Here is a 17,157-nt window from a genome sequence, read left to right on the forward strand (position 1 = left end):
GTCGGCCTGCACCCCCGCCTCGCCCGCGCCCTGCTCGACGCCGCCCGCGAGGTCGCCGCCCGGGACGCCGCCCAGATCGTCGCCATGCTCTCCGAACCCCCGCCCCGCGCCGCCGGCGACGACCTCGCCGCCCGGCGGCGCGCCCTGCGCGGCCGGGCCCGTCCGGCCGACGCCCACGCCGCGCGCTGGCACGACGAGACCCGCCGCCTCCGTAAGGCCCTCGCGAACCTCCCCGCCTACTCGCCGCCCGGCGAACCCACGGCACCCGCCAGTGATGCTGTAACGCCCACCAGTGATGCCGCGGGGCGGGGCGGTGGTGCCGCGCGGCGGGGTGCCGACGCTGCGGGGCGGGGCGGTGGGGGTGGGGCGCCCGCTGTCGTCGCGGCGGGGGGCGGGGATGATCGGATCGCCGGGATCGTGGTCGCGCTGGCGTTCCCTGAACGCGTCGCGCGGGCCCGGCCGGGCGGCGGCGGATATCTCATGGCCTCCGGGACGGGGGCGGTGCTCGCGGACGGGTCGGCGCTGGCGGGCGCGCGTCCGGAGTGGCTGGCGGTGGCGGCGGCGGACCGTCCGGCGGGGTCGGCGTCGGCGCGCGTCCGGCAGGCCGTCGTGATCGACGAGGACGTGGCGCGGGCCGCGGCGGCGCCGCTGCTGGAGACCGCCGAGGAGGTCGCCTGGCGGGACGGTGACGTGGTGGCGCGGCGGGTCGAGCGGCTCGGTGCGATCGAGCTGGACGCGCGGCCGTTGCGGGATCCCGATCCGGAACTGGTGCGGACGGCGCTGCTGGACGGCGTGCGCGCCGAGGGGCTCGGGCTGCTGACCTGGACGCCGGCGGCCGTCGCGCTGCGCGAGCGGCTGGCGTTCCTGCACGGGGCGGTGGGGGAGCCGTGGCCGGCCGTCGACGACGCGGCGCTGCTGGAGCGGGCGCCGGAGTGGCTGGCCGGGGCGCGGCGGCGGTCCGACCTGAGGCGGGTCGACGTCGCGGGCCTGCTGCGGGGCCTGCTGCCGTGGGAGGCGGCGTCGCGGCTGGAGGAGTACGCGCCGGAGCGGATCGAGGTGCCGTCGGGGTCGCGGGTCCGGGTCGACTACGAACAGGGCCGGCCGGTGCTGGCGGTGAAGCTGCAGGAGCTGTTCGGGTGGGACGCGGCGCCCCGGCTCGCGGGCGGGCGGGTGCCGCTGGTGGTGCACCTGCTGTCGCCGGCGGGCCGCCCGGCGGCCGTCACGGCGGACCTGGCGACGTTCTGGCGCGAGGGCTACAAGGCCGTCCGGGCGGAACTGCGGGGCCGCTACCCCAAGCACCCGTGGCCGGAGGATCCCACCGCGGCGACGCCCACCCGCCGCACGAACCCGCGCCGCTGACGGCGTTCAGGCGCGGGTGTCGACGAGGGTCTGGATGCCGTCGAGGATGCGGGCCAGGCCGAACTCGAAGGCGTGCGCGGGCCCGACGGCGGCGTTGTGCTCGCGCCCGGCGACCTCGCCGACGCGGGAGCTGAGCGGGTAGTCCTTGCCGCCGGTGTCGATCTGCTCCAGCAGCGGCACGAGGGCCTCCCACCACTGCGCGTCGGTCATGCCGCTGCGCCGCTCGGCCTCGGCGGCGTTGACCGACACACGCGCCGAGCTCTCGGCGAAGCCGGTGACGAGCGCGACGACCGAGTCCATCTCCAGGTCGGTGAGGCCGATGCCGTCGATCGCGCGCAGCTCGAACTCGTACTTGCCGAACACGGCAGGGCCCATGGGCGGGCGGACGGCGGCGACGTGCAGCAGCCACGGATGGCGGTGGAACAGGTCCCAGTTGTCGCGGGCGATGTGCTCCAGCTTGGCGCGCCAGCCGCCCGTGACGCCGTCGGCGGGGGTGAGCTCGGCGAACGCGCGGTCGAGCATGACGTCGATCAGCTCGGCCTTGCCGGGGACGTAGGTGTAGATCGACATCGGCGCGACGCCGAGCTCGTCGGCGATGCGCCGCATCGACAGCGCGTCCAGCCCGTCGGCGTCGGCGACGGCGATCGCGGTGCGGACGATCCGCTCGGCGGTGAGCTTCGGCTTGGGGCCGCGCTTGGGCCGCTCGGGCACGCCCCACAGGAGTTCCAGGCTGCGCCGGGGGTCGCCGCCTCCGCTGTACTCGGTCGTCACCCGTGCATCCTCCCAGGGATGAAACTCTGTACGACGTACGTTATAGTCTCCCGGACGGTTAATCCGTATGGCGTACGGAGTTTTGGGAGACCCATGTCAGAGCCACACTTCGCGGTCGACGCGGCCGGACTGCGCAAGACCTACGGCGCCACCACCGCCCTGGACGGGCTGGACCTGCGGGTGCCCGCCGGCACCGTGCACGGCCTGCTCGGCCCCAACGGCGCGGGCAAGACCACCTGCGTGCGCGTGCTCGCCACGCTCGCCCGCCCGGACGGGGGCCGCGCGGCCGTCGCCGGGCACGACGTCGTCCGCGCCCCGGACCGGGTCAAGGCCCGGATCGGCCTCGTCGGGCAGCAGGCCGCGGTCGACGAGCTGCTCACCGGACGGCAGAACCTCGTCATGTTCGGCCGCCTCCACCACCTCGGCGTCCGCCGGGCGCGGCGGCGGGCGGGCGAGCTGCTGGAGCGGTTCCGGCTCGCCGACGCCGCCGACCGTCCCGCGGGCAAGTACTCCGGCGGCATGCGGCGCCGCCTCGACCTGGCCGCCGGGATGATCCTCGCGCCGGCCGTGCTGTTCCTGGACGAGCCCACCACCGGCCTCGACCCGCGCAGCCGCATCGAGGTGTGGGACGCGGTCCGCGCGCTCGCGGGCGACGGCACGACCGTCGTGCTCACCACCCAGTACCTGGAGGAGGCCGACCGGCTCGCCGACGCGATCTCGGTGGTCGACCGCGGCCGGGTGATCGCCGAGGGCAGCCCGGACCGGCTGAAGTCCCGGCTCGGCGGCGACCACCTGCGGATCGTCGTCGAGGACCCCGGCGCCCTCGCCGCCGCGGCCGAGATCGCGCGCCGCGTCGCCGGTGCCGAACCGGAGGTGGACGCGGACGCGCTGGCGGTCACCGCGCCCGTCCCCAACCGGGTCGGCGCGCTCACCGGCGCCGTCCGGGCGCTGGACGAGGCGGGCCTGCGGGTCGCCGACATCGGCGTCCGCCGTCCCACGCTCGACGAGGTGTTCCTGCACCTCACCGGCGGCCCCGCCGCAGCGCACAACGCAACCGCGGACGACGACCAGGAGGTGCCCGCGTGACCGCGCTACCGCACACCCCGCACACCCCGATCGGGCGGCTGCGCTGGGCCGCCGCCGACGGCTGGACGCTCACCGCCCGGGCTATGGCCCACCGGGTCAAGCGCCCCGACCAGCTCGCCGTCAGCCTGCTGTTCCCGGTGGTCCTCGTCCTGATGATGGGCTACCTGTTCGGCGGCCAGATGGACGTGCCGGGCGGGGAGTACCGGGCGTTCATCATCCCCGGCATGTTCGCGATGACGATGGTGTTCGGCGTGGAGAGCACCTTCACCGCGATCGCCGTCGACGCCGCGCGGGGCGTCTCCGACCGGTTCCGGTCGATGCCGATGGCGCCGTCGGCCGTGGTCGTCGGGCGCGGCGCCGCCGACATGGCGGAGGCGCTCGCCTCCCTCACGGTCATGGCGCTGTGCGGGCTGGCGATCGGCTGGCGCGTCCACGACGGGATCGTTCCGGCGCTCGCGGGCCTCGGCCTGCTGCTGCTTCTGCGGTTCGCCCTGATCTGGATCGGGGTCCACCTCGGCCTGGTCGCCCGCGGGCCGGAGTCCGTCACCATGATCCAGATGCTGGTGTGGCCGGTCGGGTTCCTGTCCAGCGCGCTCGCCGCGCCGAGCACCATGCCGGGCTGGCTCGGCGCGGTCGCCGAGTGGAACCCCATGTCGGCGACCGTCACCGCCTGCCGCGACCTGTTCGGCGACCCGTCCCTCGCCGCCCTGTCGGGCGACTCGTGGGCGGCGCGCCACAGCGTGCTGCTCGCGGTCGCGTGGCCGCTGGCGATCACGGCGGTGTTCTTCCCGTTGGCCGTCCGGCGCTACCGCGCCCTCGGCCGCTAGGGGAGCAGCCCGGCGCGGTGGCGGGCCAGCGCCAGCGCCGGGTAGCAGGCCTCGGGCAGCGGTTCCGTGCCGTTCAGCGCGGCGCGGAGCCGCTCGCCCACGGCCGCCGCGTCGTAGGGCTGGACGACGCACAGCTCGGCCTGCATCGCCTGCCGCGCCGCCGTCATCAGCGCCGGGACGTCACCGACGATCACGACCTCGGCGGGGGAGCCGCCATAGGACAACCGGACCGCCAGCGCGTGCATGCCCGCGGTGCCCGCGCCCTCGTAGCGGAACTCGCAGACCAGCCGATCGCCGTCGAGCGGCCCCTCCTGGATCAGCCACGCCTGGCCGGGGACGACGCGGCCGAGCATGTCCTCCCACGGCGCCGCCGGGAGATCGCGCAGCGCGTCCGCCGCCTTCCCGGCGGCGGTGCGTCCCACTTCCGGGCCGACCGCGGCCAGCGCGCGCAGGAACGCGCGGGCGCCGGGCGTCGCGGCGGCCCGCAGCGACATGATCAGGTCGCCGAGCGCGGCGCGCCGGCCCGCCTCGTGCGGGGCGGCGGCCTCCAGCGTGCCGAGCTGCGCGGACGTCCACACCTCGGCCTGAAGCGCCCCGGGCAGCGCGGGCAGCGCGTCGGCCTCCCGGACGAACGCCGCGTAGGCCTCGCGTAGGCCGGGCAGCATCAGCCGGGGGCCGGGGGACGGTCGGGTCCTGCTCATCCGACCAGCCTATGGGACGCGTCCCCGTGACCCCCGTCACGCCGTCAGGCGGGGACGGTCAGCAGCGTCCGCGCGCCGGTGCCGAGCGTGCGGACCTCGAACCGTTCGATGTCGGCGGGCTTGACCCCCGCGCCGCCCTGCACGGTCAGCCGCGGCTGCGGCGACCCCGGCAGCCCGTACCCCTTGTCGGGGACGGACCAGCCGGCGACCGTGTGCGCGCGGCCCGCGCCGTCCACCGCGACCAGCTCGCATTCCAGCGGGCCGCGGACCTTGCTCAGCTGCAGCGCGACACGGCTGCCCCACGGGGTGCCCTGCATCGCGACCGTCCCGGACGCGCCGGTCCCCGCGTCGGCGGCGGTCATCCGCCGCCCGTCGCGCAGCAGCGCCGCCGTACCGTCGGCGCCACCCGCCGTGCGCGCCGGGGCCGGGTCCTTGTCGGCGCCGACGGTGTACCCGGTGCCGACCGCCCCACCCAGCAGGACGAGCCCGGCGGCGGCGCCCACCAGCGCCCGCGTCGTGCGGCCGCGGCGCTCGCGCAGGACGCGGCGGCGCAGCAGCTCCGGCACGGGCGCGGGCTCGGGCAGGGCGCCGGGCGTCTCGGCGATCGGGCCGATGCCGTCGAGCGTCGCGGCGACGCCGCTGAGCGCGGCCAGCTCCTCGTGGCAGGGCAGGCAGGTCGACAGGTGCGCCTCGAACGCGCGCCGGTCCGGCTCCTCCAGCAGGCCGAGGGCGTAGGCGGCGACGTCGACGTGCGCGGTCGGCGCGGTCACGGCGTCACGCCCCTCTCCTCCAGGGCGACGCGCAGCGCCCGGAGCGCGTAGTAGACCCGCGACTTCACGGTCCCGACCGGGATGCCGAGGTGCCGGGCCGCCTCGTTCACCGACCGGTCCCGGAAGAAGGTCTCGTTGAGCACCTCGCGGTGCGCGGGCGACAGCGCGAGCAGGGCTTCGGAGACGACGACCGAGCGCAGCAGGTCCTCCAACCCGTCCGGGACGCGCATGTTCTCCAGCGGTCCCTCGCCCGCCTCCTGGGGCCGGGCGTTCTTGCGGCGCTGGTCGTCGATGACGATCCGGCGCGCGACGGTCGCCAGCCACGGCAGCAGCGACGCGGCGTTCTCGTCCAGCTGGTGCGCGCTGCGCCAGGCGCGGATCATGGTCTCCTGCACCACGTCCTCGGCCCAGTGCCGGTCGCCGCCGGTGAGCCGCAGCACGAACGACAGCAGCGGCCGGCCGTACACCCGGTACAGCTCGTTCACGATGACCTGGTCGTCGACCGCGCCGGCGGGCCGCGGACCGCGGAACCAGCTCCACGGGCCGGACGCGGCGGGCGGGCGCGCGCGGGACGGCGCTGCGGTGGACGATCTGTTGGCCATCGTGCTCTCCGGCGGGTGCGGGGGCGGCGACGCGGCGGTCGGGGAGGGGCGGTGCGTCGGGTGTCACGTCGGGAGGCAGTACGCGACGGAGGCGACGGCCGGTTCAAGGGAGACCGGAACCCGGGGCGGGAGCACGGCGGAAAGCGGGGCGGTAGCGGGGCTGAACACCGGCGGCGCAGCCGTTTTGGGCTGGTTATTCCGGTAGCGCACTTACTGGTTCGCTAGGTATTACTTACTCGAGGGCGCCGACGGCGCCGCCATCCCGTCCAAGTGACCGTCAACGGCGTCACACGAGAACGGAGGAGGCGACGCACGACCCCCCTTTGACACCGGACGACCGCGGCGATCCTCCATCAGGCAACACTCACTCCACAGTGGAGCGAATGCGGGGCAACCGGCCCCAATATTTGCTCGGAGGACGAGGGGCGGACACGGAGTGGAAGGGAACGAACGACACCCGCTGCACTACCGCCTGCTGATGGCGGTGGACATCCAGGGGTACAGCAAGCGGGACACCAGCGAGCAGCTGCTGGCCCAGCGCCAGCTGTCGGACGCGCTGGACCGGGCGGCGCGCGGCGTCGGCCTCGACCGGTCCCGCTGGGACAAGCAGGTCGGCGGCGACGGGGAGCTGGCCACGCTGCCGGACGGGATCGACCCGGCGCCGGTGGCGGGCGACTTCGTCATCGGGCTCGCCGGCGCGCTGCGCGAGATCAACCGCGCGGCGCTGGCCGCGGGCGCCCGGTTCCGGCTGCGGGTGCGGCTCGCGCTGCACCACGGCACGCTGACGGCCGGGCCGTTCGGGCCCGCCGGCGACGCGCCCATCGTCGTCCAGCGGCTGCTGGACGCCGGGCCGCTGCGCCGCCTGCTGGCCGACGACGCCGACCGCGACCTGGCCTACGTGGTCTCGGACTCGCTGTTCGAGGACGTCGTGCGGACCGGGTTCTGCGCGCTGCGCCCGGACGCCTTCACGGCCGTCAAGGTCACCGCCAAGGGCGCGGTGTTCCGCGGCCACATCCTCACCGGCCGGACGGCGGCCCTCGCCTCCGGCGGCGACGAGCAGGGCGGGCCCGCCGGGGACGGCGGCCCCGGCGCGCGCGTGCTCGACTTCCCGGCGCTCGCCGCGCGCTGACCGGTACCGCGCGCCCGGGGGCCGCGCGCCGGCCGGTGTCGCGGGCCGCGCTGCGGGAAGTGATCGTGACCGGGCGCCGTTGTGCCCTGCAGACGATGACGATCCGGGAGGCGGGCGATGGCGGACGACGCGGCGCTGGTGAAGCTGCTGGAGGAACGCGACCTCGGGGTGCTGGCCACCCTCAAGAGGGACGGGCGGCCCCAGCTGTCCAACGTCAACTACCATTACGACGCGGCGGCCCGGCTGATCCGCGTCTCGATCACCGCGGACCGGGCCAAGGCCCGCAACCTGCGCCGAGACCCGCGGGCGAGCCTGCACGTCAGCGCGCCGGACGGCTGGTCCTACGCGGTCGCCGAGGGCACCGCCGAGCTGACCGCGGTCGCCGCCGACCCGCACGACGCGGCCGTCGAGGAGCTCATCGACGTGTACCGGGCCATCGGCGGCGAGCACCCCGACTGGGACGACTACCGGCGCGCGATGGTGCGGGACGGGCGCCTCGCCGTCCGGCTGCACGTCGAGCACCTGTACGGGATGGCCCGCTCCTGACACCGCGGGGCCGGGCGCCGCGCGCGCCCGGCCCCCGGCCCTCAGTGCACCCGAGCGTCAGTGCACCGGGCCGTCAGTGCACCTGGCCGGACGGCCGCAGCACCACGGAGTTGACCTCGACCCCCGCCGGCTGCGACAGCGCCCACACGATCGACTCCGCGACGTTCTCCGGCGTCATGACCGGGCCGTCGGGCACGCCGTTGTCCCGGGAGTCCCAGAACGGCGACTCCACCCGTCCGGGGGAGACGAGCGTGACGCCGACGCCCGAGCCGGTGACCAGCACCCGGGCGTTCTCCGCCAGCGCCGACACCGCGAACTTCGTCACCGAGTAGAAGTTGCCGGGCGTGTTCTTCACGCCGGCGGTGCTGCCGACCAGCACGATCCGGCCGCCGGACACGCGCAGCGCGGGCAGCGCCGCCTTGACCAGCAGCGCCGGGCCGAGGACGTTGGTCAGCAGCATCTCCCGCCACTGCTCCGGGTCGCCGTTCGCCAGGTCGTCGTGGGTGGAGAACCCCGCGTTGGCGACCACGTGGTCGAGCCGCCCGAACCGCTCGACCGCCCCGTCCACCGCCGCGCCGACCGCCGCGGGGTCGGACGCGTCGCCCGGGAAGGCCAGCAGCGCGTCCCCGGCGCCGGTCTCGGCGGCGAACGCCTTCAGCCGCTCCTCGCCGCGCCCGGTGATCGCGACGCGGTGCCCCCGGCCGAGCAGGAGCCGGGTGGTGGCCGCGCCGATCCCGCTGCCGCCGCCGGTGACCAGGGTGACCGGGGCGCCGTCCGCCGCTGTGCTCATGATCGTTCCTTACTGTCGGTACCGGCGCGACCGCCGGCTCGGCGAACTCAACGATCGCCGAGCGTACGGCCAACGGGCCCGCCGGCGGGGCGCGGCCCCGCGTGTTGCGGTCAGGCGCCGAGCAGGGCGGCGAGCACGCGGTTGCCGCCGTGCTGCCAGAGGGTGCCGACCTCGCCGAACCCGGCCGCGCGCAGCGCGCCGGCGTGCGCGGACAGCAGCCGCGACGGCGAGTCGTGGTGGCCGGTCACCTCCTCGGTGCTCCGGCCGCGCAGTTCGGTGAAGGCGGGGTCGGCGCCGATCGCGTCCCACCACTGCTCCCAGTTCTCCGGGCGCGTCCCGCCCGCGCGGTGCCGGGCCAGGCGGCGCTCGCGCAGCGCGCCCTCCAGCCGCTCCAGGCCGGGCGCGACGTCGTCGACGTGCAGGTCGTCGCCGTTGAGGAACAGCCCGCCGGGCCGCAGCAGCGTCGCCAGCTCGGCGTAGACGACGCGCAGGCCGGCGGGGGAGATCCAGTGCAGCGCGGTGGTGCTGACGGCGGCGTCGGCCTGCCGGGGCAGCCGCAGCCGGGCCGCCCAGCCGGGCTCGCGCAGGTCGAGCGCGGTGAAGCGGACACCGTCGCGGCCGGCGTGCACGGCGCGGCCGAGCGACAGCAGCAGCGGGTCGGTGTCGACGGCGACGACGGTGGCACCGGGGATGCGGTCGAGGATCCGGCCGGCGAGCGAGCCGGGCCCGCAGCCGAGGTCCAGCAGGAGCGGGTCGGGGCGCCCGGCGGCGGCCTCGACGGCGTCGACCATCGCGGTGAAGCGCTCCTCGCGGTCGGGCACGTAGCCCTCCTGCTGGGCGTCCCAGCGCGCGATCCAGGTGCCGGCGGTCTCCTGGTCGAGCAGCGTCATGACCCCTCCTGTAACTGTCATGTAACCTTTGGACAGTCACACGGTAAACCGGAAAGGCGTGACTGGTCAAGTGAACTTCAACAGTTACACCGACGGGGTGGTGGCCGACACCGTCGCCCTGGTCAACGGGCTGACCGAGGGCGAGAGCCGCGGCCGCCCCTTCGCGGTGCCCGACGTCGCCGCCGCGGGCGAGGCGTTCCTGGAGGGCGCCGGCTGGGGGCGGAGGCTCACCGCGGACCAGGCCGCCGAACTGGCCGCCGTCGCCCGCGAGCTGCGCGCCGTCTTCGAGGCCGCCGCCGCCGGCGACCTGGACGCCGCCGCCGGGCGGATCAACCGGCTGCTGGAGGAGAGCCGGGCCAGGCCCCGGCTGGAGCGCCACGACGGCGAGCCGTGGCACGTGCACTTCCACGGCGTCGGCGACACCATCACCGCCGACTGGGGCGCGTCCTGCGCCACCGGCCTCGCCGTCGTCCTCGGCGGCGAGTTCGCCGACCGGCTCGGCGTGTGCACCGCGCCGCACTGCGACCGCGTCTACGTCGACACCTCCCGCAACGGCAAGCGCCGGTTCTGCTCGACCGCCTGCCAGAACCGCGTGAAGACCGCCGCGTTCCGCGCGCGCGCCCAGACGCCGCAGGCCCCCGGAGCATGATCCATATACGCGGTGGTGCATTCGTGTACTCGCGGTGCATATAGCGCATCCGGGACGCCGACCGGCCCCTAGGCGCCCTACCGGTTCCGTGTCACGCTGACGGTCCCCCACACCGGGAGGGACGACGATGTGCGACGCCGACCCGTTGGCACCGCCCGCTGTCGCGCGGGCCCTGGAGGAGTACCGGCGCCTGCTGCGCGAGCACGGCCCGACCTGGGGGGAGCCCGCCAACGGCTTCGTCCGGCAGATCGAGACCAGCGCGTTCCTGCTGAACGAGTACGACTTCTGGATCACCGGCCTCCAGCAGCTCATGGCGCGGTACCCGGACGCCTCGCCAGAGGAGATCGACGCTCGCGTTCCCGAACTCGACGCCGCCGAGGTCGTCCGCGACGCGCTGGCCGGCGACGCCCTGGACAACCTCGCCGTCCTGCGCCTCACACCGGACGGCGCGTCCCTGCACGCCGTCCCCCGGACCCGGCTGGACGGGCGGGACCTGCGCACCACCCTGCTCATCGACCCGTCCCGCCTGCTCACCGACCCGTCCCGGAGCGCGCCCGCCACCGTGCGGGTGGACGGCACCGACCACGAGATCGCGCCCGGCGGCGCCCGCCTCGTCCCGATCACCTCCGGCAGCCGGGTCGCCGTGGACGGGACGCCGGTCGCGCTCGGCGCGCTCGTCCGGCGCGCCCCCGCCGGTCGGCTGCGGCTGCGCGCCGGGTTCCCCTGCCGCTGGACGGTCGTCGGCGCAGACGGCCAGGGCTGGTACCCCGACGGCGCGCCCGAGCGGATCGACGCGCACCGCACGCCCTACTTCCACGGCGACGACATCGTGCTGGACGTCCCCGCCGAACCGCTCACCGTCCGCGTCACCCGCGGAATGGAGTACGGGACCGCCGAGAAGGCGCTCACCCCGGCGGCCGGTGCGGAGACCCTCGTGGAGCTCGCCCCCGCGCGGCTGTACGACGCGGCCGCCAGAGGCTGGTTCGGCGGCGACATGCACGTCCACATGAACTGGACGGGCGACACCGTCGGGACGCCCGCGCAGGCCGCCGCCGTCCAGCAGGGCGAGGACCTGCACGTCCTCAACCTCGTCGCCGGGAACGTGGCCGGCGACCGCGTCTACGACCGCGAGGCCCTGGAGCACTGGGCCGGCGACGACCTGCCGTGGTCGGACGCGACCCACCTCGCCCGGCTCGGCGTCGAGTACCGCAACGACCTGCTCGGCCACCTGTACGCGTTCGGCATGGACGCGCCGCCCGGCCGCTACCACACCGGGTTCCTCGGCGCCCCCGACTGGCCGCCCAACGGCGACGGCTACCGCGAGCTGCGCGAACGCGGCGCGCTCATGGGCTACAGCCACCCGTTCCACATCCCGGCCGACGACGACGACCCGCCCGCCGCGCTGCTGACGTCCGGCCGCAACTGCTCGGCCCGCGAGATCGTCGCCGACGCCGCGCTCGGCCTCGTCGACTCCCTCGACGTCGTCAACCACTCCTCCATCCAGGCCACCGCCGTCGTCTACCGGCGGCTCCTCGGCGCCGGCAACGCACTCGCCGCCACCGCCGGGACCGACGCGATGCTGTCGTTCCAGCGGCGCGGCAACCAGTCGAGCCCGCCCGGATGGGGACGCGTCTACGCCCGCGTGGACGGCCCTCTCACCGCCGCGTCGTTCGCCGAGGCCGTCCGGCGGGGCCGCACCTTCGCCACCACCGGGCCGTGGCTGGAACTTGAGGTGGACGGGCATGGCCCCGGCGATGTCCTGGACCTCGCCCCGGGCGACCGCGTCACCGTGACGGCCCGGGCCATCGGCTCCGAGGTGCTGACCGTCCAGCTCCGTACGGCCGACGGCGTCATCGCCGAAGGCCCGCCCGGCGAGGTCACCGCCGAGCTCACCGTGGAGCACCCCACCTACCTCGTCGCCGTCGCGACCGGACCGCCGCACCCGCGGTCGATGAACCACGCCGGCGCGTTCGCCCACACCAGCCCCGTCCACCTGCGCGTGGACGGCCGGCACGTGGCCCGCGAGGCCGACCTGCGCTGGTGCCTGGACTACCTCGACGGCCTGGAGGAGATGATCCGCCGCGCCGCCCGCCTGGACGGTCCCGAGCAGCTCGCCGACCACCTCGACCTGCTCGACCGGGCCCGCGGCGTCTACCGGACGCGGCGCGCCGAGACCTGACCGGACGCGCGGACCCCGGGGCTTGTGCGCCGGTACCCGGCTGGCTACCGTGCGGTAATCACGCTGGGGAGGGGCCACCATGCCGTACGAGATCGAGGCGACCGCCGCCACCGCCGCCACGCCGGCCGAGGTCTTCCGGCACCTGGCCGTCCCCGAGGCATGGGGGGCCTGGGGCAAGTTCCCCACGCCCGCCAAGCAGGCCCGCAAGGGCGACACCACCACCTACGGCGTCGGCGCGGTCAAGACGATCTGGCCCGCCGCCGAGCAGACCGTCGCCTACGAGCCCGAAACCCACTTCGCCTACATCGCGCTCAAGGGGCTGCCCCTCCGCCGCTACCGCTCCGACGTCTACCTCGACCAGCGCGGCACCGGCACGTTCATCCGTTGGCAGGGGCAGTTCGAACCGCTGATCCCCGGCACCGGCCCCCTGCTGCGCCTCGGCCTGAAAGGGATGATCGAGGCGTTCACCCGGTGGCTGCCCGCGCACGCCGAGCACTGCCCGCCAGACTGCCCCGCCCGCCGCGCCGGCGACCTTTAGCGCGCCGCGCCGGCGACCTCTAGCGCGCCCGGGCGCGAGACCCGGGCGAAGAAAAAGGTGCAGGCCGAGAGCACCCCGCAGTTCCCTCGGCCTGCACGATCGAGCCCCCCTGAGGCGATCAGCCCGCGTGGTCCGGGCCGTACACCTCCCACAGCTCCCCGGCGAAGAACCGGCCGAACCTCACCAGCGCCTCCGCGCCGTCCGGGCCGGTCGTGCGGAAGGTCGCCAGCTGCCGCGCGAAGTCGGTCAGCCGGATGTGCAGGACGCCCGCCCCCGCGACCGGCGCCCCGTCCTCCGCCTCCTCCGGGACGTGCCCCTCCAGCAGCCGCACGTACAGCGTGGAGGTGTCCGGCCAGATCCGCGTCGGCGGACCGTGCAGGACGTTCTTGTGCCCCGTCAGGGTCAGCGGCCGGCCCGCCCCGTCGGTGAAGTACAGCCGGTACTTCATCAGCCGGCGGTCCTCCCCGCCGTCCGGGACGAACAGGTTGAACCACCCCCGCTCCACCTCGCGGCGGCCCCCGTGCCCCCGCGCGTCCACCCACCCCCCGGCGGACGCGGTGTGGTCCGGCTCGCCCAGGAACCGGTCCACGTCATCGGCGGTGATCGTCAGCCGGAACGACAGCGGGATCCGCCCGCCGGCCAGCTCGCCGATCCGCGGTTCGGTCTCCCCGTAGGTGACGAACCCCTTCATCTCCTCGGTGAACGACAGCGACGTACGGCCGGGCGCCGCGGCGGGCGGTCCCCCCGGACCGCCGCCGCTCCCCGAACCCGTGCCGTACGCCGAGTCGCGCCCCGCCCCGTCCGGCGAGCCGGCTCCCCCGGCCGGCTCGGCCCCCGTGTCGGACGGGACGGTCCCCGCACCCTCCGCCCCCGCGTCCCCCGCCCGCCGCGCGCCCCCGCGCGCGGGCAGGTTCTCCAGCAGCCGCGTCGCGAGCCGGTCGGCCTGCGCGGCGATCGTGAGCGAGGGGTTCGGGCCCACCGGGCCCGGCATCGCCGCCCCGTCGGCGATGTACAGGCCCGGGAAGCCGAACACCTCGCCGAAGGCGTCGCAGACGCCCTCGCCCTGGTGGGCGCCCATCGGGGCGCCGCCCAGCGGATGCACCGTGATGATCCGCTTGCGGAACCACATCGGGTTGTCGGCGTAGTGCGCGCCGAGCACGTCCGCGATGCCCTGCATGGTCTTGCGGACGCGGGTGAACAGCGCCTCGCTGGTCTCGGCCGTGTACTCCGCGGCGAGCCGCCCGCCGCGCAGGAACAGCCGCCCGTCCGCGGTGTCGCGGCCCATGCCGAGCAGCGGCAGCGAGCTGACCGTCAGCGCCCCGTCGCCGATCAGGTCGGAGATCTCCTCGGACAGGTTGGTGTCCGGCGCGTCCTTGAAGAACTCGGTGAAGCGCCCCCACAGGAACCTCACCGCGCGCTCGATCTCGTGGCCGGTGTCGAAGCCCTGCACGATCCAGTCGGCGAACGCCGGGTAGCCGCCGTCCTCGATGTAGGCGCCGCGGCCCGCGCCGGGCACCCCGTCCACCTCGTCCGGCAGCCGGATCGCGGTGGTGATGACCGGGCCGCGGGAGGCGTCCAGCGGCCGGACGCGGTTGCGGTCCTTGGCGTTCAGCAGGAACGTCAGCAGGTCGCCGTTGCCGCTGAAGCGGCTGCCGAGCGCCTCGCTCAGCCCCGGGAACGCCTCCTTGGACCTCATCAGCAGGAACGTCGTCCCGTAGGTGCCGGCGCCGAGGACCAGCCGGTCGCAGGAGATGGTGGCGACCTCCGGCCGCCTCTCCTTGGCGGCCAGGTCGGCGTGGTGGACGTAGTCGACCTCGTACCCGCCGCCCGGACGCGGGCGGATCGCCTTCACCTCGTGCGAGGTGCGGATGTCCGCGCCGTGGTGCGCCGCCGCCGACAGGTAGGTGTGGTCGAGGCTGTTCTTGGAGCCCTCGTTGCAGCCGATGTCGCACTCGCCGCACAGCCGGCACGTCCGCCGCCCGGCCCCGTGGATGTTGCCGTACCCGGCGTCGGCGATCGGCAGGCCGATGCCGGGGGTGCCGCCGGGCCGGTCGGCGAAGCTGACCGCGAGCGGCGGCAGCGTGCAGTCCAGCCCGAGCTCGGCCGCCGCGTCCTGCATGGCGTGCGTCTTCGGCGTGTCGTCGAACGGCCGGCGGTCCAGCGGGTACGGCGTCGCGCCCAGCATCTCCTCGACCGCGCCGTAGTGCGGGTCGAGGTCGGCGCGGGACACCGGCCACGGCCGGTATCCGCCGCCGCGCAGCGGCTCGTCGTGCACGAACCAGTGCTCGTCCTTGCGCAGCAGCACGTTGGCGTAGATCAGCGAGCCGCCGCCGAGCCCGGACGACACGACCGAGTCGCAGCCGTCGAAGCTCCACACGTCGAACATCCCGTAGAGCCCGGCCGCCGGGTCCCAGAACGCCCGCCCCATCTGCGCGGGGGAGCGGGGGAAGCTGCCGGGCGGGTACGGCTGCCCGCGCTCCAGCAGCACGACCGACCGGCCCGCCTCCGCCAGCCGGAAGGCGGTCACCGAGCCGCCGAACCCGGAGCCGACGACGACGGTGTCGGCGTGCTCGACGCTCTCGCGGGGGGCGCCCATGTCAGCCCGCCTTCCGCTTCAGGAAGTCCAGCACCTGCGGGAACACCTCGGTGGCGGATTCGGCGCCCATGAACGGGTCCTGGTGCCCGTAGCCGGGGAGGATCTCCAGCTCGTGCAGGCCCGGCGCGACGCGCTCGAGCGTGCGGTGGCAGACGATGTTGGAGTCGGTGAACACGTGGTTGCGGTCTCCGGTGAGGAACAGGATCGGGGTGGCGACGTCCGCGGCGTCCGACAGGTAGTCGGCGGGCAGCGCGGCGTGGCGGGGATCGCGCGGGTCGTACTTCACCGCCCGCCCGGTCTTCACCATCTTGTGGACGTGCCGGTAGTAGTGCACGCCGACGGAGCCGAACAGGTCGGGGAGCCGGCCGTGCGTGACCGGCGACATCTTGCCGTGGCTGAAGATCGGCTTGCCGCCGCCCCACATGAAGCTGAGCATGTGGCACGCGGGCTCGTCGCAGCCCCGGTGGAACGGGCCGACCGCCTTGGCGATCATCCAGCCGCGGGTCAGCACGGGAGCGGTGCCGTAGCGCGGGTCGAGGTGGGCGGGGCCGAGCACGTACTCCAGCATCGCCGGCCCGTACCCCAGCTTGATCCTTGACCAGAACGGCGTGCGCGGCGTCAGCGCGACGCTGTTGCAGGTCAGGCTGGTGATGCCGGTGACGGTGCCGGCGAACAGCGCCATCGCGAACGACACCGACCCCAGGCAGTGCGAGATCACGTGCACCCGCCGGTCCCCGATGTGCCGGCGCAGCTCGGCGATCGCCGCGGGATGGTCCCACTGCGCGACGTCGTCGAGGGTGAAGCGGTGCGTCTCGGCGTCGTAGGGGAACCGGCCGCTCATCCGGAAGTCCAGCGCCCACACGTCCCCGAACCCCGAGTCGTGCAGGAAGTTCACCAGGTTCTCGTGCTCCGGCATGATGTACATGTCGCTGGAGGTGGTGAGGCCGTGCACCAGCAGGACGACGTCGTCGCTGTCGGCGCGGCGGAACCGGGTGAGGTTCAGGCCCAGCCCGTCGCCGGTCGCGAAGGGGTGCACGGAGACCTCGGCGTCGGCGACGCCCGCGAGCGTGAAACGCGCGATCCGCTGGTCCATGTCATTCCCTTCCGGCTTCCTGACGCCCCAACCTTGCCAAACGCGGCCGTAGGCCCGGCATCGTGGAGAACCCGTACTTACGTGGTGCGTGGGACGGCGGACCCCGTATGCCCGCGTACGTGAGATAAGAGAACCGTTCCGGCCCGTTGGTTCAACCGCGTTGGTACTGCCCCGCCGGTTCCAGGCCTGCTGGTTGAGCCCTGCTGGTTGAGCCCTGCCGGTTCAGCCCTGCTGGTTCAGCCGGCGGTTCATCGCCGTCGCCACCCCGACCCGCGACGACACGCCGATCTTGGCGAACACGCGGGACAGGTGCGTCTCCACCGTCCGGACGCTGAGGTACAGCCGCTCGGCGATCTGCTGGTTGCCGAGCCCCTCGGCGACCAGCAGCGCGATCTCGTGCTCGCGCGGCGACAGCCCGAACGGCAGGTCGCCCTTGCCCCGGCCCCGGGCGGGGGCGGTGCGGCCGCCGCCGGGCACCCGCACGCCGAGCCGCCGCTGCTCCCGGACGGCCTGCCCGTGCAGCCCGAGCATCCCGCACTCCTCGAAGACGTCCGCCGCCGCGCGCACCCGCTCCGGGGCCTCGGCGCCCTCGGCGGCGGCCGCGTGCGCGGTCCCGGCGGCCAACTCGGCG

The 17,157-nt window shown here is 75.2% G+C and carries 17 protein-coding genes and 1 pseudogene; 8 read left to right on the top strand and 10 right to left on the bottom strand.

The annotated features are described in order from the left end of the window. A pseudogene (locus tag ABD296_RS45130) lies at positions 1-192 on the bottom strand (hypothetical protein); the annotation flags it as partial. A gap of 225 nt (positions 193-417) precedes the next feature. On the opposite strand from ABD296_RS45130, the gene ABD296_RS45135 reads away from it, so the two are divergent. After that, a complete protein-coding gene (locus tag ABD296_RS45135) occupies positions 418-1,359 on the top strand; it encodes an ATP-dependent helicase C-terminal domain-containing protein (RefSeq protein ID WP_344283152.1) in 942 nt (313 codons plus the stop codon). A 6-nt stretch (positions 1,360-1,365) separates the two neighbouring features. Here ABD296_RS45135 and ABD296_RS45140 read toward each other — a convergent pair whose 3' ends face one another. Beyond that, positions 1,366-2,130 carry a TetR/AcrR family transcriptional regulator gene (locus tag ABD296_RS45140; protein ID WP_344283155.1) on the bottom strand — a complete coding sequence of 255 codons (765 nt, stop codon included), beginning with the start codon at positions 2,128-2,130 and terminating at the stop codon, positions 1,366-1,368. 93 nt (positions 2,131-2,223) lie between these two features. Here ABD296_RS45140 and ABD296_RS45145 point away from each other — a divergent pair, with 93 nt between their 5' ends. Beyond that, the gene (locus ABD296_RS45145) at positions 2,224-3,216 is read left to right on the top strand and encodes an ATP-binding cassette domain-containing protein (RefSeq protein WP_344283158.1); all 993 of its coding nucleotides are present in this window, start codon (positions 2,224-2,226) and stop codon (positions 3,214-3,216) included. Further along, the gene (locus ABD296_RS45150) at positions 3,213-4,043 is read left to right on the top strand and encodes an ABC transporter permease (protein WP_344283161.1); all 831 of its coding nucleotides are present in this window, start codon (positions 3,213-3,215) and stop codon (positions 4,041-4,043) included. The genes ABD296_RS45145 and ABD296_RS45150 overlap by 4 nt, the downstream gene beginning before the upstream one ends. Here the strand turns inward: ABD296_RS45150 and ABD296_RS45155 are convergent. The 3 genes from ABD296_RS45155 to ABD296_RS45165 are packed head-to-tail and all read right to left on the bottom strand — an operon-like array spanning position 4,040 to position 6,116. Beyond that, on the bottom strand, positions 4,040-4,744 hold the full coding sequence (locus tag ABD296_RS45155) for a hypothetical protein (protein ID WP_344283164.1): 705 nt from the start codon (positions 4,742-4,744) through the stop codon (positions 4,040-4,042). The genes ABD296_RS45150 and ABD296_RS45155 overlap by 4 nt on opposite strands. A 44-nt stretch (positions 4,745-4,788) precedes the next feature. Next, positions 4,789-5,514 carry an anti-sigma factor family protein gene (locus ABD296_RS45160; RefSeq protein WP_344283167.1) on the bottom strand — a complete coding sequence of 242 codons (726 nt, stop codon included), beginning with the start codon at positions 5,512-5,514 and terminating at the stop codon, positions 4,789-4,791. Further along, the gene (locus ABD296_RS45165; RefSeq protein ID WP_455363878.1) at positions 5,511-6,116 is read right to left on the bottom strand and encodes a sigma-70 family RNA polymerase sigma factor; all 606 of its coding nucleotides are present in this window, start codon (positions 6,114-6,116) and stop codon (positions 5,511-5,513) included. Before ABD296_RS45165 ends, ABD296_RS45160 begins: the two co-directional genes overlap by 4 nt. Positions 6,117-6,552: 436 nt before the next feature. Between ABD296_RS45165 and ABD296_RS45170 the strand changes: the two genes are divergently transcribed. Next, the gene (locus tag ABD296_RS45170) at positions 6,553-7,245 is read left to right on the top strand and encodes a hypothetical protein (RefSeq protein WP_344283170.1); all 693 of its coding nucleotides are present in this window, start codon (positions 6,553-6,555) and stop codon (positions 7,243-7,245) included. 117 nt (positions 7,246-7,362) lie between these two features. Next, positions 7,363-7,791 (top strand): PPOX class F420-dependent oxidoreductase, encoded by a 429-nt coding sequence (locus tag ABD296_RS45175; RefSeq protein WP_344283173.1) that lies wholly within the window; start codon positions 7,363-7,365, stop codon positions 7,789-7,791. A 73-nt stretch (positions 7,792-7,864) separates the two neighbouring features. On the opposite strand, the gene ABD296_RS45180 is transcribed toward ABD296_RS45175, so the two are convergent. Both ABD296_RS45180 and ABD296_RS45185 read right to left on the bottom strand, forming a co-directional pair. Continuing rightward, on the bottom strand, positions 7,865-8,581 hold the full coding sequence (locus ABD296_RS45180; RefSeq protein ID WP_344283176.1) for an SDR family oxidoreductase: 717 nt from the start codon (positions 8,579-8,581) through the stop codon (positions 7,865-7,867). A gap of 110 nt (positions 8,582-8,691) precedes the next feature. After that, positions 8,692-9,471 carry a class I SAM-dependent methyltransferase gene (locus ABD296_RS45185; RefSeq protein ID WP_344283179.1) on the bottom strand — a complete coding sequence of 260 codons (780 nt, stop codon included), beginning with the start codon at positions 9,469-9,471 and terminating at the stop codon, positions 8,692-8,694. 70 nt (positions 9,472-9,541) lie between these two features. Between ABD296_RS45185 and ABD296_RS45190 the strand changes: the two genes are divergently transcribed. The 3 genes from ABD296_RS45190 (at position 9,542) to ABD296_RS45200 (ending at position 12,837) form a co-directional block, all read left to right on the top strand. Next, a complete protein-coding gene (locus ABD296_RS45190; RefSeq protein WP_344283182.1) occupies positions 9,542-10,120 on the top strand; it encodes a CGNR zinc finger domain-containing protein in 579 nt (192 codons plus the stop codon). Positions 10,121-10,247: 127 nt separating this feature from the next. Beyond that, positions 10,248-12,299, top strand: coding sequence for a CehA/McbA family metallohydrolase (locus ABD296_RS45195; RefSeq protein WP_344283185.1), 2,052 nt, complete (start codon positions 10,248-10,250; stop codon positions 12,297-12,299). Positions 12,300-12,378: 79 nt separating this feature from the next. After that, positions 12,379-12,837: an SRPBCC family protein gene (locus ABD296_RS45200; protein WP_344283188.1), complete on the top strand. Its 459-nt coding sequence runs from the start codon at positions 12,379-12,381 to the stop codon at positions 12,835-12,837. Between the two features lie 118 nt (positions 12,838-12,955). On the opposite strand, the gene ABD296_RS45205 is transcribed toward ABD296_RS45200, so the two are convergent. The 3 genes from ABD296_RS45205 to ABD296_RS45215 form a co-directional block, all read right to left on the bottom strand. Next, positions 12,956-15,433, bottom strand: coding sequence for a GMC family oxidoreductase (locus ABD296_RS45205; RefSeq protein WP_344283191.1), 2,478 nt, complete (start codon positions 15,431-15,433; stop codon positions 12,956-12,958). A gap of 1 nt (position 15,434) precedes the next feature. Next, entirely contained in the window at positions 15,435-16,526 is a 1,092-nt protein-coding gene (locus ABD296_RS45210; protein ID WP_344283194.1) for an alpha/beta hydrolase, read from the bottom strand. Between the two features lie 222 nt (positions 16,527-16,748). Next, positions 16,749-17,157 (bottom strand): response regulator transcription factor (locus ABD296_RS45215; protein WP_344283197.1); only part of this gene is annotated, 409 nt, incomplete at its 5' end.

It is taken from the genome of Actinomadura napierensis (genome assembly GCF_039529375.1).
GTDB lineage: Bacteria > Actinomycetota > Actinomycetes > Streptosporangiales > Streptosporangiaceae > Spirillospora > Spirillospora napierensis.

What these genes read in the sequence shown, in the direction of transcription:
- ABD296_RS45145 (WP_344283158.1), top strand. Translation starts at nt 2,224, where the DNA reads ATGTCAGAGCCACACTTCGCGGTCGACGCGGCCGGACTGCGCAAGACC.
- ABD296_RS45155 (WP_344283164.1), bottom strand. Translation starts at nt 4,744, where the DNA reads ATGAGCAGGACCCGACCGTCCCCCGGCCCCCGGCTGATGCTGCCCGGC.
- ABD296_RS45165 (WP_455363878.1), bottom strand. Translation starts at nt 6,116, where the DNA reads ATGGCCAACAGATCGTCCACCGCAGCGCCGTCCCGCGCGCGCCCGCCC.
- ABD296_RS45175 (WP_344283173.1), top strand. Translation starts at nt 7,363, where the DNA reads ATGGCGGACGACGCGGCGCTGGTGAAGCTGCTGGAGGAACGCGACCTC.
- ABD296_RS45180 (WP_344283176.1), bottom strand. Translation starts at nt 8,581, where the DNA reads ATGAGCACAGCGGCGGACGGCGCCCCGGTCACCCTGGTCACCGGCGGC.
- ABD296_RS45185 (WP_344283179.1), bottom strand. Translation starts at nt 9,471, where the DNA reads ATGACGCTGCTCGACCAGGAGACCGCCGGCACCTGGATCGCGCGCTGG.
- ABD296_RS45195 (WP_344283185.1), top strand. Translation starts at nt 10,248, where the DNA reads ATGTGCGACGCCGACCCGTTGGCACCGCCCGCTGTCGCGCGGGCCCTG.
- ABD296_RS45200 (WP_344283188.1), top strand. Translation starts at nt 12,379, where the DNA reads ATGCCGTACGAGATCGAGGCGACCGCCGCCACCGCCGCCACGCCGGCC.
- ABD296_RS45205 (WP_344283191.1), bottom strand. Translation starts at nt 15,433, where the DNA reads ATGGGCGCCCCCCGCGAGAGCGTCGAGCACGCCGACACCGTCGTCGTC.
- ABD296_RS45210 (WP_344283194.1), bottom strand. Translation starts at nt 16,526, where the DNA reads ATGGACCAGCGGATCGCGCGTTTCACGCTCGCGGGCGTCGCCGACGCC.